Annotated in this window: 20 protein-coding genes and 1 tRNA gene; 10 read left to right on the top strand and 11 right to left on the bottom strand. The window is 69.1% G+C overall.

What is annotated here, in order from left to right:
* Window positions 1-84: 84 nt before the first annotated feature.
* Window positions 85-1227 (top strand): glycosyltransferase family 4 protein, encoded by a 1143-nt coding sequence (locus DLM85_RS01070; protein ID WP_111476223.1) that lies wholly within the window; start codon window positions 85-87, stop codon window positions 1225-1227.
* Between the two features lie 35 nt (window positions 1228-1262).
* Here the strand turns inward: DLM85_RS01070 and DLM85_RS01075 are convergent, their stop codons facing one another.
* Complete coding sequence (locus DLM85_RS01075) at window positions 1263-1760, bottom strand: hypothetical protein (protein WP_111476224.1); 498 nt, start codon at window positions 1758-1760, stop codon at window positions 1263-1265.
* A 107-nt stretch (window positions 1761-1867) separates the two neighbouring features.
* Between DLM85_RS01075 and DLM85_RS01080 the strand changes: the two genes are divergently transcribed.
* From DLM85_RS01080 to DLM85_RS01100, 5 genes are all read left to right on the top strand, one after another.
* Window positions 1868-2497, top strand: a complete 630-nt coding sequence (locus DLM85_RS01080) for a polysaccharide deacetylase family protein (protein WP_165821962.1) — start codon at window positions 1868-1870, stop codon at window positions 2495-2497.
* Window positions 2498-2713: 216 nt separating this feature from the next.
* Entirely contained in the window at window positions 2714-3817 is a 1104-nt protein-coding gene (locus DLM85_RS01085) for a glycosyltransferase (RefSeq protein ID WP_165821963.1), read from the top strand.
* Between the two features lie 267 nt (window positions 3818-4084).
* Window positions 4085-4852, top strand: coding sequence for a TatD family hydrolase (locus DLM85_RS01090; protein ID WP_111476226.1), 768 nt, complete (start codon window positions 4085-4087; stop codon window positions 4850-4852).
* Between the two features lie 88 nt (window positions 4853-4940).
* Window positions 4941-6044, top strand: coding sequence for an asparaginase (locus DLM85_RS01095; protein ID WP_243635836.1), 1104 nt, complete (start codon window positions 4941-4943; stop codon window positions 6042-6044).
* Between the two features lie 53 nt (window positions 6045-6097).
* Window positions 6098-6185: transfer RNA gene (locus DLM85_RS01100), tRNA-Ser, on the top strand.
* Between the two features lie 243 nt (window positions 6186-6428).
* Here DLM85_RS01100 and DLM85_RS01105 read toward each other — a convergent pair.
* Window positions 6429-7391, bottom strand: a complete 963-nt coding sequence (locus DLM85_RS01105; RefSeq protein ID WP_111476227.1) for an RCC1 domain-containing protein — start codon at window positions 7389-7391, stop codon at window positions 6429-6431.
* A gap of 548 nt (window positions 7392-7939) precedes the next feature.
* Between DLM85_RS01105 and DLM85_RS01110 the strand changes: the two genes are divergently transcribed.
* Window positions 7940-10654 carry an ATP-binding protein gene (locus tag DLM85_RS01110; RefSeq protein ID WP_207890938.1) on the top strand — a complete coding sequence of 905 codons (2715 nt, stop codon included), beginning with the start codon at window positions 7940-7942 and terminating at the stop codon, window positions 10652-10654.
* Between the two features lie 551 nt (window positions 10655-11205).
* Here the strand turns inward: DLM85_RS01110 and DLM85_RS01115 are convergent.
* The 7 genes from DLM85_RS01115 to DLM85_RS01145 form a co-directional block, all read right to left on the bottom strand.
* Window positions 11206-12030 (bottom strand): universal stress protein, encoded by an 825-nt coding sequence (locus DLM85_RS01115; protein ID WP_111476229.1) that lies wholly within the window; start codon window positions 12028-12030, stop codon window positions 11206-11208.
* Window positions 12031-12104: 74 nt separating this feature from the next.
* Window positions 12105-12320, bottom strand: coding sequence for a YgaP family membrane protein (locus DLM85_RS01120; protein WP_111476230.1), 216 nt, complete (start codon window positions 12318-12320; stop codon window positions 12105-12107).
* Window positions 12321-12395: 75 nt separating this feature from the next.
* A complete protein-coding gene (locus DLM85_RS01125; RefSeq protein WP_111476231.1) occupies window positions 12396-13607 on the bottom strand; it encodes a BON domain-containing protein in 1212 nt (403 codons plus the stop codon).
* Window positions 13608-13692: 85 nt separating this feature from the next.
* On the bottom strand, window positions 13693-14568 hold the full coding sequence (locus tag DLM85_RS01130; protein ID WP_111476232.1) for a universal stress protein: 876 nt from the start codon (window positions 14566-14568) through the stop codon (window positions 13693-13695).
* A 30-nt stretch (window positions 14569-14598) separates the two neighbouring features.
* Complete coding sequence (locus DLM85_RS01135) at window positions 14599-15459, bottom strand: universal stress protein (RefSeq protein WP_165821964.1); 861 nt, start codon at window positions 15457-15459, stop codon at window positions 14599-14601.
* Window positions 15460-15604: 145 nt separating this feature from the next.
* Window positions 15605-17125 carry a L,D-transpeptidase scaffold domain-containing protein gene (locus tag DLM85_RS01140; RefSeq protein ID WP_133256824.1) on the bottom strand — a complete coding sequence of 507 codons (1521 nt, stop codon included), beginning with the start codon at window positions 17123-17125 and terminating at the stop codon, window positions 15605-15607.
* A complete protein-coding gene (locus tag DLM85_RS01145) occupies window positions 17122-18147 on the bottom strand; it encodes a 2-hydroxyacid dehydrogenase (RefSeq protein WP_111476235.1) in 1026 nt (341 codons plus the stop codon). The genes DLM85_RS01140 and DLM85_RS01145 overlap by 4 nt, the downstream gene beginning before the upstream one ends.
* Before the next feature lie 589 nt (window positions 18148-18736).
* Between DLM85_RS01145 and DLM85_RS25290 the strand changes: the two genes are divergently transcribed.
* Window positions 18737-19090 (top strand): hypothetical protein, encoded by a 354-nt coding sequence (locus DLM85_RS25290; RefSeq protein ID WP_165821965.1) that lies wholly within the window; start codon window positions 18737-18739, stop codon window positions 19088-19090.
* Window positions 19091-19160: 70 nt separating this feature from the next.
* On the opposite strand, the gene DLM85_RS01155 is transcribed toward DLM85_RS25290, so the two are convergent.
* Both DLM85_RS01155 and DLM85_RS01160 read right to left on the bottom strand, forming a co-directional pair.
* Window positions 19161-19754, bottom strand: coding sequence for a glutathione peroxidase (locus tag DLM85_RS01155; RefSeq protein WP_111476236.1), 594 nt, complete (start codon window positions 19752-19754; stop codon window positions 19161-19163).
* 69 nt (window positions 19755-19823) lie between these two features.
* Complete coding sequence (locus tag DLM85_RS01160) at window positions 19824-20945, bottom strand: hypothetical protein (RefSeq protein ID WP_133256825.1); 1122 nt, start codon at window positions 20943-20945, stop codon at window positions 19824-19826.
* A gap of 136 nt (window positions 20946-21081) precedes the next feature.
* On the opposite strand from DLM85_RS01160, the gene DLM85_RS01165 reads away from it, so the two are divergent.
* Together DLM85_RS01165 and DLM85_RS01170 are read left to right on the top strand one after the other, a co-directional pair.
* Window positions 21082-21795 (top strand): 3'-5' exonuclease, encoded by a 714-nt coding sequence (locus tag DLM85_RS01165; RefSeq protein WP_165821966.1) that lies wholly within the window; start codon window positions 21082-21084, stop codon window positions 21793-21795.
* Window positions 21780-23687, top strand: a complete 1908-nt coding sequence (locus tag DLM85_RS01170) for a DUF294 nucleotidyltransferase-like domain-containing protein (RefSeq protein ID WP_111476239.1) — start codon at window positions 21780-21782, stop codon at window positions 23685-23687. The genes DLM85_RS01165 and DLM85_RS01170 overlap by 16 nt, the downstream gene beginning before the upstream one ends.
* Window positions 23688-23855: the final 168 nt, after the last annotated feature.

Raw genomic sequence — 23855 nt, forward strand, 5'->3', positions numbered from 1 at the left:
GACGCCGAAGTTTGCGCAAAAGACGCGAAGGTCGTTCGGCATTCATTCGGCACATTCCATCACATTCGGCCACATTCCCGCACCTTGAATATCGCCGTCAACACCCGCTTCCTGCTGCCCGGCGACCAGCTCGAAGGCATCGGGCGCTTCACCTACGAAACGCTGCGGCGCCTGGTGCAGCAGCACCCGGAGCACACGTTTCACTTCCTGTTCGACCGCGCCTACGACCCGCGCTACTTGTTCGGGCCGAACGTGGTGCCGCACGTGCTCGGCCCGCCGGCCCGGCACCCGCTGCTGTTCGTGGCCTGGTTTGAGGGCGCGGTGGCCGCGTGGCTGCGCCGCCACCGCCCGGCTGTGCTGCTGAGCCCGGACGGCTTCACCACGCTCCGCACCGCGGTGCCGCGCGTGACGGTGGTGCACGACCTGGCCTTTGAGCACTTTCCGCAGGACGTGAGCTGGCTGGTGCGCCGGTACTACCACTTCTTTTTCCCGCGCTTCGTGCGCGCCTCGCGGCGCCTCGTGGCCGTGTCGGAAGCCACCCGGCAGGACGTGGTGCAGACCTACGGCATCGATCCGCAGCGCATCGACATCGTGTACAACGCGGCCGACGCGCACTTCCGGCCCCTGCCCGCGGCGGCGCAGCCGGCGGTGCGCCAGCAGTTCAGCGGCGGGCGGCCCTACATCCTGTTTGTGGGGGCCCTGCAGCCGCGCAAGAACCTGGTGAACCTGCTGCGCGCCTTCGACCAGTTCAAAACCCAGACCGGCTCCGACACCCAGCTGCTCATCGTGGGGCGCAAGGCCTGGAAAGCCGGCCCCATCTTCGACGTGTACCAGCAGATGCAGCACCAGCCGGCCGTGCACCTCACCGGCCGCGTGTCCGACCAGGAGCTGGTGCAGCTCTACGGGGCCGCCCGCGCCTGCGCCTACGTGCCGTATTTCGAGGGTTTTGGCATCCCGATAGTGGAAGCTCAACAGAGCGGCTGCCCCGTGCTGACCTCTGACCGCAGCTCCATGCCCGAGGTGGCCGGCCCCGGCGGCGCGCTATTGGCCGATCCGTTTTCCGTCGATGAGCTGGCTGCCGCCCTCGCCCGCCTGGATGCCGACGAGCCGCTGCGGGCCCAGCTGATTCGGCAGGGGTTTGCAAACGTGCGCCGCTTCAGCTGGGAGGAAAGCGCCCGGCGGCTGTGGGCGAGTATCGAAGCCGCTGTCGGTGAAGGTGGTAAATAAGCTTACTGATTTGATAAACTATCTTAATAAATGGCTTAATGCTCGCTCATAAAGCCAGCTAGAAAGCAATCCTCCTCGATTAGGCGTTGTTCTAGTAATAGGAGCAACTGCAATACGCTCTGTTCCGGTGCTTCCAGCCCGCGCCTGAAAGCCTGTAACTCCGGCAGCGGCATCGAAAAATACTGGCGCAGCTCCCGGAGCATGAGGGGCTGCCGGTCCCGTTCCGCGACCCGCTGCTCAAAGTACTGCAGCCGCTGCTGTAGCTTTCGGAGCGCGGAAAAATCAGCCCAGCCAATTTCCTGAACCCTCTGGCTGCGCTTGTCGATGACGTAGCCCGGCGCGCCGGCAAACTGCATACCCCGTTCCGCGAAGGGAAGGCCCGGACGAGACGCTATGCAGTTGTCAAAGTACCACCAGTGGCGGTACTCCACCGGTTGGCCCACTACCCAGTAGTAATCAGGATGCAGCGGTGTTTCGGCGTTGCATTGCGCAATGTGGCGTTGGGCCGCGCCAAGAGCCTCTTCTCGAGTCATGGAGCCGAAGATGGGGGAGCAGCCATGAAGATGCACGAAATTCGGCTACCGGCCAGTCTGCGCGGGTGGCCTTACCTTCGCGCCGCCACCATTCTTCCTCCTGCTTCATGCGCCTGCACCGCCTGCCCGACGTGATGCACCGCTGGCTGCCCGGCGCCGTCTGGCAGGGCCCGGCCGCCGCGCAGCCCACCGTGTACCTCACCTTCGACGACGGCCCCATTCCCGAGGAAACGCCCTGGGTACTGGAGCAGCTGGCGCGCTTCGATGCGAAAGGGCTGTTTTTCTGCGTGGGCGACAATGTGGAGCGGCACCCCGAGGTGGCCCGGCAGGTGCTGGCCGGCGGCCACCAGCTCGGCAACCACACCCACCACCACCGCAGCGGCTGGAGCACCCCGCGCCCCGAGTACCTGCGGGAGGTAGCCCGCTGCCAGCAGGCCCTCGACGCGCTGCAGCCCGGCGCCCGGCGCTTTTTCCGCCCGCCCTACGGCCGCATCACGCCCCGCCTGCACCGCACCCTGCACCCCGAGTACCAGGTAGTGATGTGGGACCTGCTCACCTGCGACTACGACCGCGCCTACGCCCCCGAGCGCTGCCTGCACGACGCGCTGCGCTTCACCCGCCCCGGCGCGGTGGTCGTATTTCACGATAGCCTCAAGGCCAGCCCCAACCTGCGCTACGTGCTGCCGCGCTACCTCGAAGCCCTGAGCGAGCAGGGCTACCGCTTCGGCGCGCTGTAGCATGCCGCGCCTGCTGAACGTGAGGTCTGAGCGAAGCCGAGACATCTTGCGGGATGGTAATTCCAATCGTCAGGCCCCCTGCGGGCATCAGCCCGCGAGATGCCTGGGCCTTGCCTGATGCGCGGCACGACGTTCAACGACGCCCGCAAGATGCCTCGGCTTCGCTCGACCTGACGTTTTACTAGTTTGATAATCAAAAACTCCTTTTAATTGCCCTTGGTCCTCCTGCTCGCCTTCTTTCTCGGCTGGTTTGCCGTGCTGTTGGGCTCCTGGCTGCTGTTTAGCCGCCGCCGGGCGCCGCAGGGCGGGCCGCTGCCCGGTCCGCCGCCGCGGGTGAGCATCCTCATTGCGGCCCGCAACGAAGAAGCCGCCATCGGCCGCTGCCTGCAGAGCGTCCGGGCCCTCGATTACCCGCCCGAGTGCCTGGAAGTGCTGCTCGGCGACGACGCCAGCACCGACCAGACGGCCGCCGTGGCCCAGGCGGCCATGCAGGGCTTCGCCGGCAGCTTCCGCATCCTGAGTATCACCGACACGCTGGGCTCGGCCCGCGGCAAGGCCAACGTGCTGGCCCACCTGGCCCGCGCCGCCTCCACCGACGTGTTCCTCATCACCGATGCCGACATCAGCCTGCCCGCCAGCTGGGTGCGGGGCCTGGTGGGCCACCTGCGCCCGGGCCTGGGCACCGTCACGGGCCTCACGCTGGTGGCGGGTCCGCGCCTGTTCGACCGGCTGCAGGGCCTCGACTGGCTGATGTCGCTGGCTTTGGTGCAGATGGTATCGGACCGCGGGCAGCCGGTCACGGCCATGGGCAACAACATGCTCATCACCCGCGACGCCTACGAGGCCGTGGGCGGCTACGAAAGCCTGCCGTTTTCCGTGACGGAGGACTACGAGCTATTCCGGGCCGTGCTGGCCAAGGGCTTCGGCTGGCTGAACCTGTTCGAGCCCGCCGTGCTGGCCGAGTCCTTGCCGGTGGCCACCTGGCGCGGGCTGCTGCACCAGCGGCGGCGCTGGCTGCGCGGGGTAGAGGGGCTGCCCTGGCACATTCAGCTCGGCCTGATTTACTACGCCGGCTACTACCCCGCGCTGCTGCTGGCCGCCGGGCTCTGGGGCGGGGCGGCCGTGCTGGGCATCCTCGCCGCCAAAATGCTGGCCCAGGGCCTGCTGGCCGGCAGCGCCTACCGCAAAGTGGGCCGCCGCGCCCCGCTGCACCTGCTGCCGCTGTTCGAGCTCTACACGCTGGCCGTCACTGCCGGCCTCACCGGCTTCCGCTTCAGCCGCCGCCCCTTCGAGTGGAAAGGCCGCCGGTATTCGCGGTGACACGTGACTTATAACACGTAACAGGTTTTGGGGAATGAACGGTGGCACGGGTGACGGGCTGCCGGCCATTTCCAGTGCCGACCTGCCCGGGGCTGAACCGCGCCACGCGGTATGCCTACCCGCAACCGGTCCCACGTCACCCCGCTCCTGCATCACCCCGTCACCTGATTACCCAAAACCCGTCACCTGTTACTTGTCACGTGTTACCCACTAGCTTTGCCCAATCGTCCACAACATCCGGGAAATCCGGAAAATTCGTCTAAATCCGTGGTCCTGACCGATTCCCACGCCCACATCTACGCCGAGCAGTTCAAGCCGGACCGCGACGCGGCGCTGGAGCGGGCCTACGCCGCCGGCGTGCGCACCATCCTGATGCCCAACATCGACCACACCAGCATCGACGTGATGCTGGAGACGGAGGCGCGGCACCCCGGCCACTGCCGGGCCATGATGGGCCTGCACCCCTGCCACGTGCTCAAAGGCTTCGAGCAGGAGCTGTACCGGGTGGAAGACTGGCTCTCGAAGCGCCCGTTCGTGGCGGTGGGGGAGTGCGGCGTGGATCTGTACTGGGACAAAACCACCCTGGCCTGGCAGCAGGAGGCGCTGAAAGTGCAGCTGGACCTGGCCAAAAAGCACCAGCTGCCCATCGTGCTGCACACCCGCGACGCCTTCGACGAAACCGCCGCGCTGGTGGAAGCCGCTCAGGATGGCACGCTCACCGGCGTGTTCCACTGCTTTTCGGGCACGAAGGAGGAAGCCGAGCGAGCCGTCAGGCTGGGCTTCAAGCTCGGCATCGGCGGGGTGGCCACGTTCAAGAACGGCGGCCTCGATAAGGTGCTGCCCCACGTCGGGCTGGAGCACCTGCTGCTGGAAACCGACTGCCCCTACCTGGCGCCCGTGCCCCACCGCGGCAAGCGCAACGAGCCCAGCTACCTGCCCCTCATTGCCCAGCGCGTGGCCGATTTGCTGCAGCGCGACGTAGCCGAAATAGCCGAAGCCACCACCCGCAACGCCGCGGCGCTGTTCAAGCTGTGAGCTGGTGAAATGGCGAACTGGTGCGTTGACGTGCAGCTTGCCCCGCCAGAACAGCAACTCACCAGTTCACCCTCTCACAAACTCACTTTTGGAGCCTCAGATAATTGTTGAAGCCCCGGCCACAGCGGCCGCGGAGCGGCCCGCCTCGGTGCTGGTGGTGTACACCGGCGGCACGGTGGGCATGTCGGTCAATAAGCGCGGCGAGCTGGTGCCGATGAACTTCAGCCAGATCCAGAAGCTGGTGCCCGAAATGCGCCAGCTCACCATGCAGGTGTCGGTGCTGAGCTTGCCCGAGCCCATCGACTCGAGCAACGTGACGCCCGCCGAGTGGCTGCTGCTGGCCGGCATCCTGCAGCAGCACTACGCGCACTACGACGGCTTCGTGGTGCTGCACGGCACCGATACCATGGCCTACTCGGCCGCGGCGCTGAGCTACCTGCTGGAGAACCTGGGCAAGCCCGTCATCTTCACCGGGGCGCAGGTGCCGGTGGGCCGCATCCGCACCGATGCCCGCCGCAACCTGGTGACGGCCCTGGAAATTGCCGCCGCCCGCCACCCCCGCGCCGGCACCGTGCGCGTGCCCGAGGTGTGCGTGTTCTTCAACGACGTGCTCATCCGCGGCTGCCGGGCCAAGAAGGTGGAAAGCCAGCGCTACTCGGCCTTCAAGAGCGAGAATTACCCGCCGCTGGCCCACGCCGGCATCGAGCTGGAATTCGACGACAGCCTGGTGCGCCTGCTGCCCGGCGGCCCCCTGCGCGTACACCCGCAGCTCGAAGACCGCGTGGTCGTGCTCAAGCTCTTCCCCGGTATCACCGAGCGCACCGTGCGCTGCATCCTCGGTGCCGACGACCTGCGCGGCTGCGTGCTCGAAACCTACGGCTCGGGCAACGCACCCACCAGCCCGTGGTTTCTGGAGTGCCTGCGCGAAGCCACCGAGCGGGGCGTGTTCATCCTCAACGTGAGCCAGTGCGAGGAGGGCCGCGTCATCCAGGGCCGCTACGAAACCAGCGCCCACCTCACCGACCTCGGCGTCATCGGCGGCGAGGACATTACCACCGAGGCGGCCATCACCAAGCTCATGTATGTGCTCGGTTTGGGCCGCGACGCGCACACCACGCGCCAGCTGCTACTGAGCGACTTGCGCGGCGAAATCTCGCTCGGCCAGGCCACCAGCACCAGGATCCGCTTCTAGCGGCTTGCAGATGTGCCAAATGCCGCGTTACTTTGCGCAGCTTTCCGCAACCTAGAGAGGTGTCCGAGTGGTCGAAGGAGCACGCCTGGAAAGTGTGTATGGCCCAAAAGGTCATCGTGGGTTCGAATCCCATCCTCTCTGCAGCAAAGCCCGTTCCTACTTCAGGAACGGGCTTTTTGCTTGCGCAGCGTGCCGCAAAAAGGGCATCGGCGGCGGTTCTGCCCGCCGGCTGACCCCGGGCGGGCGGCACGGCGGCGGCTCACCGGTGGGCGGCGAAGTCCCCGGTTGATAGCTTGCCGGGAAGGATGGCGCGGCCTTAAACGGCCGCGGCCGCTCCCCCTGGAGCGGCCGCGGCGGTGAAATAAACAAGACAAACCCACGGCCTTACTCGCGCACGAGCCGGACGCTTGCCCGCTGGCGCCCTTGCTGCACGCGCAGCAGGTAGACGCCGGCGGGCAGCGCCGCTGCCGCCGACCACCCCAGCTCCGCTGAGCCCGGCAGTTGCCGCTGCAGGCGCACGCGGCCCGTGGCGTCGACCACGCTGAGCGTGAGCGGCCCGGCCGGAGGCGCCGTTACGCGCAGCCGCGGGCCCGCGGCGCCGAAGCGCGTGGGCCAGGCCGTCAGTTGCAGCCCGGCGGCCGCGCCGGGCGCCGCCGCGCGCACCGGCAGCGCCATGCCGGCAAACAGCAGCAGGGGCTCCACGCTGAACTTCGGGGCCCCGAGCTGCCCGTACTGGTTGTCGCCCCAGGCCCAGAGCGTGCCGTCGGTGCGCAGGGCCAGGGTGGAGTTCCACCCGGCGCTTACGCTTTGCCAGCCGGCGCTGGTGCCGACCTGCGCCGGCGTGTCCCGGCCGCTGCTGGCCGCCCCGTCGCCGAGCTGGCCCAGGCCGTTGTAGCCCCAGGTCCAGAGCGTGCCGTCCGATTTAAGGGCCACCGTGTGGGTGCCGCCGGCACTCACTTTCAGCCAGGTGGTAGCCGTGCCGATTTGCTGGGGAGTGGTCTGGCCGAGGCTGGTGCCGTTGCCGAGCTGGCCGAAGCGGTTGTGGCCCCAGGTCCAGAGCGTGCCGTCCTGGCGCAGGGCCACGGTGTGGTAGCTCCCGACGGCCACGCTGCGCCAGGCGCGGCCAGTGCCGACCTGCACCGGCGTGACTTTGTCGCCGACTGTCCCGTCGCCGAGCTGGCCGTATTGATTGCGGCCCCAGGCCCAGAGCGTGCCGTCGGCCTTGACCACCGCTGAGTGGGAGGTAGCCATGGCCTGCGCGTGGGCTTGACCAGCCAGCAGCACCAGAAAGCAGGAAATCAGCAGCCCGCGTAACAACGCCGGCCAACCGGGTAGAGGTACTCGCATAGAAGATGGGTTGCGGCGCCCCGAACCGGCCTTGGGGTGATGATAAAGTACCCGAGTCGGGCGGCTTGCTCGTGATTAATCAGGGCAAGGTAAAGGACGGTCGGCAAACCGCCATGCGTCGGAGCAGCACCGCCGGCCCCGGTCGGCCGGGAGCAAATCCGCTCCTCGCCTGACGCCCCGGCCCCCGCCGTCCTGCCCGGTGCACGTCCGGTTGTGGCGGGGAATGAATGGCCGCGCAGGGGCACCGCACCGGTTGCGCAACGCGCCGGCGGGCGGGGTGGGCTTCGGGCTTCCCGGCGGCGGGCGCCGGGCCCGGGCGCCCGAAAGAAGGTATCTTACCCGGGTCGTGGCGGTGGGGGCGGCTTCCGGCCGGCCGTGGCGAAACAGGCCGGCTGCGGTTCCGCACCCGGAGCCCCGCTTTTCGAATACCCGGACGCAGGACCGCTGCCCCGGCCACCAAGTCAACGCCGGCCCGCGCGGCCGGCCCACTCCGCACCATGACGGAAAGCGAAACAAATGATTCGGGCCGCACGAAGGCCCGGCCGGATATGGAAGTTGCCGTCGGCCTGCAGGGCCGCATCCTGGCCTGCAACGAGGCGGCGCTGACGCTCACGGGCGCGGCCCGCGACACCTTGGTGGGGGCCGAGTTCTTTGGCTTGTTTACCGAGCCCGACGCCGTGCGCGAGCTGCACCAGCAGGTCGTGACCCGGGGGGCGGTCAGCGACGTGCCGTTCGTGCTGCGCCCGGCCCAAAACACGCCGGCCCCGGTGCTCATCAGCGGCGCAGCAACCAGGGACGAGGCGGGCCAGGCCGCGGGCGCGGTGTACCAGGTCCGCAATGCGGCCGAGCCAAACTGGGCTACGGCGCTGGGGCTGGCCAACCAGGAGCTGGCATTTCAGCAGCGCGAAAAGGCCAAACGGGCCGATGAGCTCAGCCTGGCCAACGAGGAACTGGCCTTTCAAAACGCGGAAAAGGAGAAGCGCGCCCAGGAATTGCGCGCCGCGAACCGGGAGTTGGCCTTTCAAAACGACGAAAAGGAAAAGCGGGCGGCCGAGCTTAGCATTGCCAACCGGGAGCTGGCGTTTCAGAACGACGAGAAGGAAAAGCGCGCCCAGGAGCTGCTCATTGCCAACCGGGAGCTGGCCTTCCAGAACGCGGAAAAGGAAAAGCGGGCCCAGGAGCTGGTGGTGGCCAACCGGGAGCTGGCCTTTCAGAACGAGGAGAAGGTGAAGCGGGCGGCCGAGCTGCGCGTGGCCAACTACGCCCGCGGCCTGATCGAGGCCAGCCGCGACCCGCTGGTGACCATCAGCCCGGAAGGCAAAATCACGGACATGAACCAGGCCACCGTGAACATCACCGGGCTGGCGCGGGACCAGCTCATCGGCTCCGACTTTTTCGTCTACTTCACCGATCCGCAGATGGCGCGCGAGGTGTACCAGGAGGTGTTTGCCCGGGGCACGGTGGCCGACGCGCCCCTGACCCTGCGCCACCAGGGCGGCAAGCTCACGGACGTGCTCTTCAACGGCTCGGTGTACCGCAACGACGAAGGGCGGGTGCTGGGCGTGGTGATTGTGGCCCGCGACGTGACCGAGCAGAAGCGCATTGCCACGGAGCTGATCGAGGCCCGGTTTGCGGCCGAGCGCGCCACCGTGCTGGCCGAAGAGGCCCGGGCCAAAGCCGAAAGCGCGGTGAAGGCCAAGCAGCAGTTTCTGAGCAACATGAGCCACGAAATCCGCACGCCCATGAACGCCATCATCGGCTTCACGAAGGTGGTGCTGAAAACCGACCTGACCGACAAGCAGCGCGAGTACCTGACGGCCATCAAGCTCAGCGGCGACACGCTCATCGTGCTCATCAACGACATCCTGGACCTGGCCAAGGTGGACGCGGGCAAGATGACCTTCGAGCAGATTCCGTTCCGGCTGGCCGCCTCGGTGGCGGCCATGGTACACCTGTTCGAAGCCAAGTGCCAGGAAAAAAACCTGGCCCTGGTGCTCGACTACGACCCGCGCATTCCGGACGTGCTGCTGGGCGACCCGGTGCGCCTGCACCAGATCATCCTCAACCTGGTGAGCAACGCCGTCAAGTTTACCAGCGCCGGCAGCATCACCGTGAGCGTGCGGCGGCTGGTGCAGGACCAGGACCACGTCATCCTGGAGTTTGCCGTCACCGACACCGGCATCGGCATCGAGCAGGCCCAGCTGAGCGCCGTGTTCGACGACTTTCAGCAGGCCAGCAGCGGCACCGCCCGCCTGTACGGCGGCACGGGGCTGGGGCTGGCCATTGTGAAAAACCTGGTGGAGGCGCAGGGCGGCACCGTCCACGTAAAAAGCACGGTGGGCGCGGGCTCGACCTTCGGCTTCGTGCTGCGCTTCGGCAAAACCACCGCCCTGCCGGAGGCCGACTCGCCCCCGGCCATCGAGCTGGAAACGGGGCTGCAGCACGTGCGCATCCTGGTGGTGGAGGACATTGCCCTGAACCAGCTGCTGATGAAAACCCTGCTGGAAGACTTCGGCTTTCACATGGACGTGGCCGCCGACGGAAGCCAGGCCCTGGAAATGCTGCGCGCCGCCTCCTACGACCTGGTGCTCATGGACCTGCAGATGCCGGTCATGAACGGGTTCGAGGCCACGGCCTATATCCGGCAGGAGCTGCGCCTGACCGTCCCCATCATTGCCCTCACGGCCGATGTGACGTCGGTGGACGTGGAGAAATGCAAGGCCGTGGGCATGAACGACTACATCACCAAACCCATCGACGACCGGCTGCTCTACAGCAAAATCATCAAGTTTCTGAAGCAGGGAGCCCCGGCGGCTCCGGCCGCAGCCACCCCGGCCGCCGAGGCCCCGCCGCAGCCCCGCCCGTGCGTCAACCTGGATTACCTGAAACGCATCACCAAAAGCGACGCGCGCCTGGCGGAAATGATTGGCCTCTACCTGCAGGAAATTCCGCAGCTGGTGCAGGCCGTGAAAAAGGCCTTGGCCGACAAGGACTGGCCGGGCCTGAAGCTCGCCGCGCATTCGCTCATTCCCACCTTTGCCACCGTGGGCATGCCGCCGGAATTCGAGCTCATCACCAAATCCATGCAGGGCACGGCCGAGCAGCTGCTGGCCAGCGGCACCGGCCCCAGCCAGGACACCATGATTGAGCTCCTCGCCGCGTTTTCCAAAATCGAAGCCGTCTGCGCCCTGGCCGCCCGCGAGCTGGAGGAAAAGCTGCGGGCACTAACCCCGCCCGCCCCCCCGGCACCGGAGGCGCAGTAGCCCCGCCGGCCGGGCCGTTGTTGGTGCGCTCAACGGGAGGCTGCCACGCGCCTCGCGGCAGTGCCAGCGGCCGGGCTGGCGCAGGTGGCCCCGGCACCGAGCGCGGCGCGCACCGCCAACCGGCTCCGGCCGCCAGGACCTTGCCTGACCACCGGAGCCGGATGCACGAGCCGTAGCGGCGCCAGCCGCTCCGCGTAGCCGGGCCAAACTCCTCGCAGTGAATGGCTTCGCGGAGCACGCCCAGGGTCGTCGGGTCCGGCACCTGCTTGCGGATAAAGGGCGCCGGGCCGCACACGTAGTAGTCGGCTGCGGGCGGCCAGATACCGCCGTTGAGCGGCTGCCGATAGATCCACGATGCCCGCGTAGTGCCCGGCGCCGGCGCGTCGGAGAAGAGGTGCTGCTGCGGGTTGCCGTAGCGGGCGGCCCAGTCGGCCACCGGCCCGCAGCGGGCGTGCACCGCGGCGTTGCGGCCGCCGGGCACCCACACGATGTCGCGGGGCTGCCGCTGCGCCCAGGATGACCGGCGGCTTATCGGCCCAAGCTGGCCGGCGTCAGTGCATGGTGGGAAGCACCAGCACGGGCACGGGGCTGTGCTGCAGCAGCTGGGCCGTGACGCTGCGGTGAAACAGCCCGTCGAGGAAGGTATGCGGGCGGGCCAGCACCACCAGCAGGTCGGCCTGCAGCTCGGCCACCGCGTGCACGATGCCGGCGGCGGTGGCTTCCTCGCGCACTTCGTAGAGGCTGTTGTCGGAAAGCGGGCCGAACAGCTCGCAGCGGCGCACGGCCTCGAAGCCCACCGTGGCCCGCGAGGGACCGTGCGCCGGGCCCACGTGGACCACCGTAGTACGGGGCTGCCAGCGGGCAATCAGCTCGCCCAGGGCCAGCGACTCGGGCGTGAGCCAGAAGCCGTGGCCGTCGGCGGCCACCACGAGGCGGCGCGGCGGGGCGTCGGCGGGCCAGCTTTCGGGCACCAGCAGCAGGGGGTAGCGGGCCGTTTGCAGAATGGGGCCGGCCTGGAGGCGCAGCAGGCGCTCCACCAGCGTGCTGTGCTGCTCGCGGCCCAGCGCCAGCAGCAGGGGGTGGTGCTGGGCTACCACCTCGGCCACGGCGTCGCTGAGCATATCGACGGAGAGGTGGGTTTCGGTGGGCAGTTCCAGCTGCCGGGCGCGGGCGGCCAGCTCGGCCAGCACCCGCTTGCGGCTTTGCAGCACCAGGGGCAGCGTCACCATGGCGGCCTCGGGCTCCAGCAGCGGGTCTTGGTACACGTGCAGCAGCACCAGGCGGCCATCGACCTGCCCGGCCAGCTGAATGGTGTAGCGCAGCGCCCGCTCGGCGGCGGGCGAAAAATCGGTGAGAACAACGAAGGCGGGGTGCATGGCGGCAGGGGGATGGGAAGGAGGAGGGCGGTGGAGCGGGGCAGGCGCCAGCGGGCAGGCGCCGGGGGGCGGGGTCAGCGCTGCCAGGGGCGGTGGGTGCTCAGGCCCAGCAGGCCGTAGAGCGGGCAGTAGCCGGTGGCGCCGGTCAGCAGCAGAAACAGGGGAATGAGCAGCCACGCCAGCATTTCGGGGCCGCTGAACTGGTTGCCGAGCACCAGCAGGCCGGCGGCAATTGCCGCCGCCAGCGCGATGCGAATCACCCGGTCGTAGGAGCCAATGTTCTGAGTCATGACGGAAAGCGAAAAAAGGTTGGACACAAGCCGGAGGGAAAAGCCGGGGCGCCGTGCGCGTTGCCGGGGCGGCGCTCAGGCCACTAGGGGCGGCGGAACATCGGCCGCCGCGGCTGGCCGCGGCGGCCGGCTGGTATGCGCCTGCACCAGCAGCGCGTTGACGACGCTGAGCACGCCGGCCGTGCCGACGGCCAGCTCCTGCAGGCGGGCTTTCTCGAAGTGCCCGGGCACGGTGCCGTGCAGGATGGCGCGGCCGTGCTCGACCGCCCAGTTCACCGGCAGGGCCTGCACGTAGGCATCGTGGGCCTGCGCCCGGTGCAGGCTGTGGAGCAGCTCCGCATCGTCGGGCAGGCGGCGCGGCCACACGCGCAGGTGGTTGTTGACGTGCCAGATGCCGGTGGCATTGCGGGCGTCCTGCTCGGCGGCCTGGCGGGCGCGCACGGTGCTCACGGCCCCGTTCAGCGTAGCCACGCCGTTGACGACCTCCACGGCGGGCAGGTCGGTGCCCAGGCGCTCATCCAGCTGCCAGGCGTCGTGAATGGCCTGCGCGCTGTCGCCGTCGGGCACGCGCAGGCGCGGGGCCCGGGGCTGGGCGGCCGGTCGCGCCCATACGCCCACGGCCAGCTGCCCGGCGTCGACGGCGGTGGCGCCGGCGGCCCAGGCCGTGGCCACCAGCCGGCTGCGGGTGCAGTCCGAGTCGACGGCCCCGCGCAGGCGCACCCGGCCGCGCTGCACCTGCACGTCCACGCCGTCGGCGCGCAGGTAGGCGTCCCAGGTGAGCTGCTCGTCGAGGTAAAGGCTCAGGTCGGCGTCGCTGATGCCCTGCGCGGCGGTGCAGGTCAGGCGGTCCTGCACGTGCCAGATGCCCACCACCTGCTTCACCACGCGCAGCAGCCACTGCTTGACTACCCACGAATCGACCACGCCGCTCAGGGTGGCGGTGGCGTGCTGCACCGCGAGCTGCACGGCGGGGTGGGGGCCGCATTCCGCCGCCAGCAGGGCCGCGGCCCGTTGCTGCAGCAGCTCGTCGGGCAGGTCGGCCGTGCGCATCTGCAGCTCGTTGACGACGCCGCGCACGCCGCCGACGGCCCGGGCCAGCTCCTCGGCGCGCTCCAGCGACAGAAGGTTGTCGGTGAAGCCCGTCAGGCGCACGATGCCCCGCACCACGGCCACCTGAATGCGGGTGTCGTGCACGCCGGGCTTGAGGGTGTATTGCCGGTGGACGGCGGCGGCCAGCTCCGCATCAGCGGGCGGCGGCAGGGAAAGGGTGTCGAGCAGGTGATTCATGGGGCAACAGGCTGTGGAGTAAGTGAATATCCATGTTTGCTGGTCCTGATTCCATGACGTGCGTTACCCGAATTCGTGACTTATATCATGCCGTCGACCGGTCGAAATCGGCGGCCAGGGGCACGGCATCGGCTTCGACGACCGGCAGCAGCAGCACCGGCACGGGGCTGCGCTCCACCACCGCGGCCGTCACGCTGCGGTGAAACAGCTCGCCGAGGTAGCTGCGCGAGCGGGCCAGCAAGACCAGCAGGTCGGCGCCGACTTGCGCGGCCGCGCTCAGCAGGCCGGTGGGCGCATCGGGGGCCAGGCAGCCGCGCAGCTCCACGGCGGCCGCGGGGGCCAGCAGGCCGCTGTCCTGCACCGCCCGCAAGGCCCGGGCGCAGCCCGCGTCGTCCTCCACCGCCGACACGTAGGCGACGGTGAAATCGGCCCCCAGCGACTGGAGCAGCCCGGTGGCGGCTTCGCTGGTCGGGGCCAGGCCAAAGGCTTCGGGGTCGGCGGCGATGAGCACGCGCTGCGGCAGGTCGGCCGCGGCGGCGGCTTCGGGCACGAGCAGCACCGGAAACTGGGCGGCCCGCAGCAGCTCCAGCGCGGCCGTGCTCAGCGGCCCGGCGTCGGCGAGGCCGGGGGCGGGCAGGCCCAGCACAAACAGGGCCGGGGCGTAGCGCTGCGTCAGGGCCGGGAGCATGGCCGGGAGCAGGTCGGTCACCAGCTCCACCGTGGCGGGGGCCCGGAGCTGCCCGGCCAGCTGGCGCAGCAGCGCCGCCGCGTCGGCATCCTGGGCCAGCTCCTGGCGGCGCCAGGCTTCCCCGGCAAACATGTAGGGGTCGTAGAGCGAGGCGCGGTGGGCGTGCAGCAGCAGCAGCTGGCCGCCCTGGGCGCTGGCCAGGGCGTCGGCGTAGCGCAGGGCCCGCTGCCCGGCCGGGTAAAAGCTGGCGAGAACAAGGAAGGTAAAGGCCATGGCGGCAGGGAAAAAACGATGGCGGAGAGCTTAGTCGGCGGCGGGCAGCAGCAGCAGCGGCACGGGGCAGGAGCGCAGCAGGCGGCTGGTGACGCTGCGGTGAAACAGCGCGCTCAGGAAGCTGTGGCGCCGGGCAATGAGCACCAGCAGGTCGGCGCGGGTGAGGGCCACGGCCTGCAGCAGGCCGGCCACCGGCGAGTGGTGCCGGATGGCTTCGACGTGGAGGTGGCCGGCAGCGGCCAGCCCGGCGGCCTGCACCTGCTGCCGGGCCGTGGCGCACACCGCGTCTTCCGCCGCCGCCGACACGGTGGCCACCGTCAGGCGCGGGGCCAGCTGCCGGAGCAGCTGTAGGGCCGGGCCGGGGTGCTCCAGGCTGAACGGGTCCCCGTCGGCCCCCACCAGCGCGTGCGTGGGCAGGGCCGCGCCCCGGTAGGCCTCCGGCACGATGAGCAGCGGAAACTCGCCGCTGCGCAGCACGTCCAGCACGGCCTGGCTGACGGGCACGTCCTGCACGGCCTCGGTCGCCAGGCCGAGCACGAACACGGCCGGGGCATAGCGGTGGAGCAGGGCGGCGGCCGTGCTCAGCTGCAGATCGGGCACCAGCTCGATGCTGGTGGGCACGTACACCTCGTCGGCCAGGGTTTGCACGGCCGTGCGCAGCTCCCCGTCGCGCTCCTTGCCGGGCTGGTCGAGCAGCTCTCCCTCGAGCACCGAAACCTCCCGCACGTGCAGCAGCACGAGCTGGGCCCCCAGCGGGGCAGCCAGCTCGGCCGCGTAGCGCACGGCCCGGTGCGCGGCGGGGAAGAAATTGGTCAGCACAATAAACGACAGGGGCTTAAGCTCGCCCGCCGGCGGCGCCGAGGGTGCGTTTTGGATCTGGTTCAGGGTCATGGCCAAAGCAGGTAAGGTGAACGGGTGTTGACGAGGACGAGCATTGCCCGGCCGCATCGGCCGGCTGCCTGGTAAAGGTGGCTCCGTGCCCAGGTTGTCAGCAATGATTTATGTCAGCCAGGAAATTGCCGCAAGCAGTGCGGGTTCAGGGTTGAGGCGGGGCCGTGGCCAGGGCCCGGCGCAGGGCGGCGTCGCGCCGGTAGATATCGGGGTAGAAGCGCAGCCGGCCCTGCGCCACGCCGCAAGTAGCGTAGCACACGTGCAGGGGCATGGGCCGGCGCAGCCACACGTTGCGGGCGCGGGCGTCGCGGGCGCAGGTGGCCTCGTCGGGGAGCTGCACCGGGCGGTCCTCGCGGCGCAGCAGGTAGGCGGCCAGGCGCATGGGCTCGGCCACCCGCATGCAGCCGTGGCTGAGGGCCCGCTGCGGCTGCTCGAAAAGCTGGCGCGCGGGCGTGTCGTGCAGGTACACGGCATAGGGGTTCGGGAAGCGGAACACGATGTTGCCCAGGGCGTTGTCGCAGCCCGCCGTCTGGCGGATGATGTAGGCGAAGTTGCGGGCCGTCACCCGCGACCAGGCCACCCGCCACGGGTCGAGCAGCCGGCCGCGGCGGTCGTAGAGCGCGTAGTGGTTGCGGGCCAGGTAGCCGGGGTCGGTCTGCACGCGCGGCAGGATTTCCTTGGTGGCAATGGAGCGCGGCACGTACCAGTCGGGGGCCAGGGTGAAGTACAGAATCTGGCTGCTGAGCGTGGGCGAGGGCGTCTGGGGCTTGCCCACCACCACGCGGTGCTGCTGCCGCACGGAGTCGGCGCGCACCACCAGCAGCTCGAAGGCGGGCAGGTTGACGAGCACGTACTCCGAGTCGGGCAGCGCCTGCCAGCGCCAGCGTTCCAGGTTCAGGGCCACCTGCTCGTAGCGGGCCTGCCAGCGGGCCGCCGAATCGGGGGAAACCGGCTCGCGCAGCCACCGGGCCAGGGCCGCCTGCAGCCGGCGGTACTCGCGGTGCCGGGGCTGGCAGCCGAGCACCGCCGCCCGCACGTCGGCGGCGGCCAGGGCCTGGCGCAGGGTATCGGCGGGGCTGAACGGGGTGCCGCTGGCGCGCTCCGCGGGCGAGGGTGTGGCGGGGCGCAGCCGGCCGCGGTGCAGGTCGCGCATCAAGCTCAGGGCGGCGTCGCTCAAATACACCTCGAAGCGGGCCTGCCGCGCCGGCCGCTGCGCATCGGCGGGGCCGGCCAGCGAGTCGCGCAGGGCCTGCAGGCGCGGCAGCTCGTAGTACGCCGGCTGCAGCCCGTAGGCCGGCGCCTGCTCCAGCAGGGTCAGCAGGGCCCCGGCCGCGGGCGCGGGCGCGCCGCCGGCGCGCGTCCAGACGGGTGTCGGTACCGGCCCGTAGAGCGCCCGCACGGCCTCCGCGCTCTGCAGGCGGGGCCGGCCGGCGGTCCGCACCGTGTCCAGCAGTACCCGCAGCCAGTGCGCCACCGGCGTTTCGCCCGGCAGCACGGCGTCCACCGCCACGGCCCGCACGGGCAGCCCGGGGGATACCGCCAACGGCGCCGCTACGGGCTCATCGGGGCGCCGCGGCGCCGCCAGCCACCAGCCGATCAGCAGCAGCCCGGCGGCGTACAGGGCCGGGCGCGTCAGGTGGCTGAGCAGGGAGTCGAAGGTTTTCACGGCGAGCAAACGGGCTGCAGCACCGGCGGGGCCGGCTGCAATTCGTGGGCGGCGGGCTGACCCTGCGCCCAGGCGTCGAGGTGGTCGACGGTGGTGGTGGCAATGTTGCCCAGCGCCTCCCGGGTGAGGAAGGCCTGGTGGCCAGTCACCAGCACGTTGGGCTGTTGCAGCAGCTTGTCCAGCAGCGGGTCGGGGGTGGCTTCCTGGCGGTGGTCTTCGAAGAAAAGGCCGCGCTCATGCTCGTACACATCGAGGCCCAGGTAGCCGAGCCGGCCCGACTGCAGGGCGGCCAGCGCGGCGGCCGTGTCGAGCACCGCCCCGCGCCCGGTGTTGATGAGCATGGCCCCGGGCTTGAACTGGGCCAGCAGGTCGGCATCGATCAGGTGGCGCGTTTCAGCGCTAAGCGGGGCGTGCACCGAAATGATGTCGGAAGCCGCGCACAGCTCGGGCAATGACACGTAGCGCAGGCCGGTGCGCTGGCTCAGGGCCGGGTCGGGCTGCACGTCGTAGCCCAGCAGGCGGCAGCCGAAGCCGTGCAGGATACCCGCCAGCACCCCGCCGATGCGCCCGCAGCCGATGAGGCCCACGGTTTTGCCGTGCAGGTCGAAGCCCACCAGTCCGTCGAGGCGGTAGTCGTGGCGGCGCAGCTGCTGGTCGGCCTGGCGCAGGCGGCGGTTCAGGGCCAGCATCAGGGCCACGGCGTGCTCGGCCACGGCGTAGGGCGAGTAGGCGGGCACGTTGGCCACGCGCAGGCCCAGGCGGGCGGCAGCCGGCAGGTCTACCTGGTCGTGGCCGGCGGCGCGCACGGCCACGTAGCGCACGCCCAGTTCGGCCAGGCGCGCCAGCACCGGGGCCGAGGCATCGTCGCTGGTAAAGAGGGCCACGGCCTGGCTGCCGGCGGCCTGGGCCGCGGTGCCGAGGGAAAGCGGCGTTTCCACAAAGCGCAGCGCATGCCGCCCGGCCGCCGCGGCGGTGAGGTGGGGCTGCTCGTAGGCGTGGGCGCTGAAAACGGTGACGTGCATGAGCAAGGGGAAGTTAGTTGATTGGGATGTAAGGTGTTTTGAATGAGCTGCTTGAATGGTTTTGCTTAAACAATGACAGCAGATTTGGCGTCAGCCCGGACGTAGCCGTCACAGCCCGGTGAACAGCACGTCGGACGCGCCGTATTCGGGCACTGTTACGTTGGGCCAGCCCCGTTCCAGGCGCAGCGCCTGGGCCAGGCAGGCGGCGGCCGGCAACGGGTAACAAGTATACCGGAGCCCACGCAGAAAAAAGATGACATAAATCATTGAATAACACGATACTTGTGCTGGTTTTGGGCGGCAGGAGCTGCGTGCTGGACGGCTGATCGGTACGGAGCCCGCGGGGCCGGCCCCGACCGGACCCGGCGGGTTTCCGCGGGCCGCCAGCCGGGTGCTGGGTGGCCGCGTCGTAAGCGTAAGTGCCTGCTTGACAACGCACCGCTTTGCCCCGGCAGCAGCCGGGCGCCGCGGCCGGGGCCGAATCGGCAGCCAAGCTCGGCCTTGTGCCGTATGAGGAAGCACCAGCCGGCCGGCTGCGCGTGCAGGCCGCCGGCACCGTTTTCGTCCCATTCCTTTACTACCCAGCAGCATGGCTACCACGCCCGACCCCGCTCAGTCCTCCTCGCCCAATGCCGCCGAGGAGCCGAAGCGCCCCAACCCCAGCAACAGCGGCGCCAACGATAACCCCGACGAGTTCAGCGAATTCCGCAAGCCCAACGCGCCCGGCACCGAAGACTACAGCTCGGAAAGCCGCCGGGCCGACCCCCGCGAGCAGCCCGGCCACGTGGAGCAAAACCAGGACCCCGACGCCGTAGCCGCCGCCCAGAACGCCGGCAACGACGAGCAGCGCGCCGCCTGGAAGGCCGACGACCCGCGCTACGGCAGCGGCCACCGCCCCGGCACCCAGCGCAGCCCCGCCGACGGCGGCGAAGACGCCGACTAAGCACCCGGCCGAACGCAAAAGGCCCGCCGACACTGCGTCGGCGGGCCTTTTGCGTTAATGGAAAGCGAGGTTAGCGGGGGCCGAGCTGGCTGGTCACCTCCGGGCTCAGCGGCGACACGGCCGGGCCGAAGTAGTGCGTCAGGCGGCCGTCGGGCCCGACGAGGTACTTGGCGAAGTTCCAGTCGGGGGCCTGCTCGTTCCAGCCGTTGCGGCGGGCGTCGCTGAGCCACTGGTACACGGTGTTTTGCTGGGGCTGCTTCACCACCACGCTCTTCTTCATCAGCGGGAAGGACACGCCGAAATTCACCTGGCAGAACTGGCTGATGGCGTGGTCGTCGGCCTGTTCCTGCTCGCGGAAGTCGTTGGCCGGAAAGCCGAGCACCACCAGCTGGTCGCCGTACTGCTCCTGCAGCTGCTGCAACTCGGCGTACTGGTTGGTGTAGCCGCAGTTCGAGGCCGTGTTCACCAGCAGCACCTGCTTGCCCTTCAGGTCCCGGAAGGGCAGGGGCTGGCCCGAGTTCAGGGTGCCCGCCAGGTCGTAGAACGAGGCCGGGGCGGCGGCGCGCTGTTTGTTTTCCAGCACCTTGCCCCGCTGGCCCGATTTGCTCAGGCGCATGATCAGGGGGTACAGCAGCTTAAGTAAGGTTTGGCGGAAGGAGGCCATAGGCAGAAGTCAGGCGTGAATGAACGCTGCAAGGTACTCTGCCCGCGCGGCCCGGGTTGCGGGGCGGGGCTACTGCCCGCCTTTGGGCGTGTGGAAGCTGGCCGTGTCGCGGTAGTAAAAGCCGGCCAGCGTGGTCACGAAGGCGTACCGGCCGCAGGTGTTGACGGAGGTAATCTGGTTGGTGGCCAGCCCATCGTTGTCCAGCTCCGTGAACACCAGGTCGTTGTTGCGGAAGCGCACGCGCCACAGCTGCGCCTGAAACGTGGCGTAGAGGGCGGCCCCCACGTTGTGAAAGGTGAGCAGCGCGTAGTCGGTGCCGGCCAGGCTGCGCAGCGGCGCCCAGGTTTCGCCCTGGTCGTCGGACACGACCAGCGTGGTCCCGCTCAGCGCGCAGAGGCGGTTTTGCAGGGTAAACATCTGCGTGACGAAGCCGTTGACGCCCGGCGCGGGGCCGTGGCCAAAGGCCTTGACGCTGCCCGTGGTATCGACCCGGAAAAACTGCCCGCCCAGCGACACGAAAAACTTGTGGTGATAAGCCGCCGCGAAGTAGCCCGCCTGCACAAACCCGGTCCCGGCCGGCGCCGGCCGCAGGACCAGCGGGCGGGTGCTTTTCAGCTCCAGCGACTCGCCGGGGCGGAAGCCGGCTATGGGCCCCACCCGCAGCAGGCTGCACTGCTGCCAGGCGCTGGTGCCCTCGGTGGGGGCCAGCACGTAGCGCCCGTCGACGACCGGGTAGCCCGAGTTGCCGAGCTGCGGCAGCGGAAAGGCCTTGTTCGTGGCCGGGTCGGTGGAATAGGTGGGGCGGAAGGTAAACCGGGCAATGTTGGACACCGGCGAGGCGGTGAGAAACACCGCCAGCAGGTTGTAATCCTGCAGCAGGACCCCGACGGTGGGGGTAATGGTCGGGGGCACCAGGTAGCCGTAGGTCGGCAGTCCGTTCAGAAAAGCGCCGTTGAGGCCGCGGTTGAGCCGGCGGGGCTTCACGTACCAGAGCGCCGTGTTGCTGGCCACCACCAGCGTCGAGTCGTTTTGGCGGGCCGAGGTCAGCAGCAGGCGGTTGTAGCTCGTCAGCGACGAGTCCAGCGTCCAGGACCGGGCCGGGGCGGGCTCCGCCACAAGCTTGATCCGTTCCTTGGTGCAGGCGCCGGTCAGCAGGGCCAGCAGGAGCAATAAACACGACAAACGGGACATGCGAATCGGCGTTAAGGCAGGATAGAAACCGCCGCAATATCGGATGCGCCCGGCATTTTCGGGCCGCGGCCGACGCGGGGCCGGCGCGCGGCCCGTACCTTTAGCGGGCCTGCCCCCCGATTACCCCAGCCCCTGCGTGGACGATTACCTGCTCTTCGTGGACACCGAAACCACCGGCCTGCCGCGCCGCTGGGACCAGCCCTACGCCTCGGGCCAGTGGCCCCACGTGGCGCAGCTGGCCTGGCAGCTCTACACCGCCGCGGGCGACTTTGTGAAGGAAGAAAACCACTTCCTGCAGATTCCGGTGGGCACCATGCCCGCCGCCGCCGTGGCCGTGCACGGCATCACGCCGGCGTTTCTGCACCAGCACGGGCAGGCGCCCGGCCCGGTGCTGCAGCGCCTGCTGGCCGATCTGGCGCGGTTTCAGCCGCGCGTCGTCGGCTACTTTCTGCAGCTCGATTTTCACGTCATCGGGGCGGCGCTGCACCGCGCCGGGCTGCCCAACCCGCTGCCCGCCCTGCCGCAGTTTTGCACCATGAAAGTCAGCGGCCGCCCCGACGACGGCACCCACCGCCGCTACCGCCGCCTGGCCGAGCTGCACGAGCTGCTGCTGGGCCAGGCGCTGCCCCGCCTGCACGACGCGCGCGAGGACGCCGCCGCCACCGCCCGCTGCTTTTTTGAGCTGCAGCGCCTCGGCCGCATCCCGCCCGCCGTACTCCGCGGGCAGCCGCCGCTGAGCCCGCCTACCGGCCCGCCGCCCGCCGTTTGGCCGCCCCGCTCCTTGCTGCTCGTGGGCGGTGCCCTGCTTCTCGTTCTGCTTTTTCTAGCCCTGCTATGGATACTCGTTTAGCCTTTCTGCGCACCGTGGAGCCCTTTGCCTTCCTGCCCGACGAGGTGCTGGCCGGCGTGGTGGAGCTGCTGGAGGAAGTGAAGCACCCCAAGGAAACCCTGCTCTACCAGCAGGACGTGTCGAAGCTGCGCCACCTCGACATCGTGGTAGAGGGCGCCTACGACACGTTTTTCCTCGACAGCGAGCAGCGCCAGCGCCTGCCCGAGGTGTACGGCCCGGGCACCAGCTACGGGGGCATGTCCATTTTGCTCAACAAGAAGCGCAGCCTGCGCACCGTGGTGGCCCGCGCCGGCACCCGGGTGCTGCAGCTGCCGCGCCGCGACTTCCGGGCCCTGTGCCTGGCCTACGAGCCGTTCTTTCAGTACTTCACCCACCGCTTCGGCCAGCGCATGCTCGACGACGAGTACGCGCACTTCGTCAAGCCCGCCTCGCCGCCGGAGGAGAATTTCCTCGTCGCCGACCAGCTCTTCTCTCGCCGCATCGACTCGCTGGAAGTGCGGCCCATTGTGGCCTGCCCGGCCAGCACGCCCATTTTTCAGGTGGCCCGGCGCATGGCCACCACCAAGGTCAGCTGCCTGTTCGTGACCGACGAGAGCGGCGACAACCTCACGGGCTACTGCACCGACATCACCCTGCGCGACGCGGTGGTGGCCAAGTGCCTCGACGCCCAGCGGCCGGTGGGCGAGGTGGCGGCCACCCCGCTGGTGTCCATTGCCAGCGCGGCCTACGTGCACGAGGCCATCCTGCTCATGTTTCAGACCAAGACGCGCTACCTGCTGGTGGAGCGCGCGGGGCGCTACGTGGGCTTTCTGAGCCGCAACAAGCTGCTCTCCGACCTGGCCCAGTCGCCGTTTATGTTCATTCAGGCCGTGAAGCTGGCCCAGAGCACCCGCGAGCTGAAGCGCCGCTGGGACATGGTGCCCGAGATGGTGAACCAGCTGCTCACCCGCGGCGTCCGGCCCGAAATCGTCAACCAGGTCATCAGCACCGTAGCCGACACCATTGCCCTCAAGGTCATCGAGCACGTGCTGGAAGCCCACGGCCCGGCCCCGGCGCGCTTCGCCTTCATGGTGCTCGGCAGCGAGGGCCGGCAGGAGCAGACGCTCGTCACCGACCAGGACAACGCCATCATCTACGAGGACAAGGCCAACGAGCAGCGCGAGCTGGTGCGGGCCTACTTTCTGCGCTTCGCCACGGCCGTATCCGACGAGCTGAACCACATCGGGCTGCACTACTGCACGGGCGGCTTCATGGCCAAAAACCCGAAGTGGACGCACTCCCTCTCGCACTGGAAGCGCAATTACCAGGCGTGGATTCGCGAGTCGGTGCCCGAGACGGTGATGCAGTTCGCCACCTTCTTCGACTGCCGCCACCTCTACGGCGACGCCTCGCTGGTGCAGGAGCTGCAGGCCTTCGTGCGCGACGAGCTGCAGGCCGGCAAGTCGGAGCGCTTCCTGTTTTTCCTGGCCAAGAACGCCCTGCAGTACGAGCCCCCGCTGACGTTTTTCCGCGGCTTCCGCACCTTCGCCCAGGAAGGCCAGCAGGTGTTCGACCTGAAGAAAGCCATGACGCCCATCGTGGACCTGGTGCGCGTGTACGCCCTGCAGCAGCAGGTGCCGGGCACCAACACCGGCGAGCGGCTGGCCCGCCTGCGCGAGCTGGGCGTGTTCAAGGAGCGTGAGTACGAGGAACTGCTGCAGGCCTACTACTACCTGATGGGCATGCGCCTCAAGAAGCAGGCCCGCCAGCTGATATCGGACCGCCGCGCCGCCACCAACTACCTCGACCCCAAGACGCTGACCCAGGTGGAGCAGGTCACGCTCAAGGAAATCTTCAAGGTCATCAGCGACTTCCAGGTGAAAATCAAGGTGGCGTTTACCAAGGCGCTGTAAAGGGGAGAGTTGAACGGAAGAATTAGAACGTCAGGCCGAGCATGTTGCGCATCAAGCAAGGGACCGAGGCATCTCGCGTGCTTCGTTGAACGGCCAGCAGTACGACCTACAAAGAACGTCATGCTGAGCCCCGCGAACCGAAGGTCGACGCAGTCAAGCAGCTCTCCC

This window comes from Hymenobacter edaphi (genome assembly GCF_003258365.1).
GTDB lineage: Bacteria > Bacteroidota > Bacteroidia > Cytophagales > Hymenobacteraceae > Solirubrum > Solirubrum edaphi.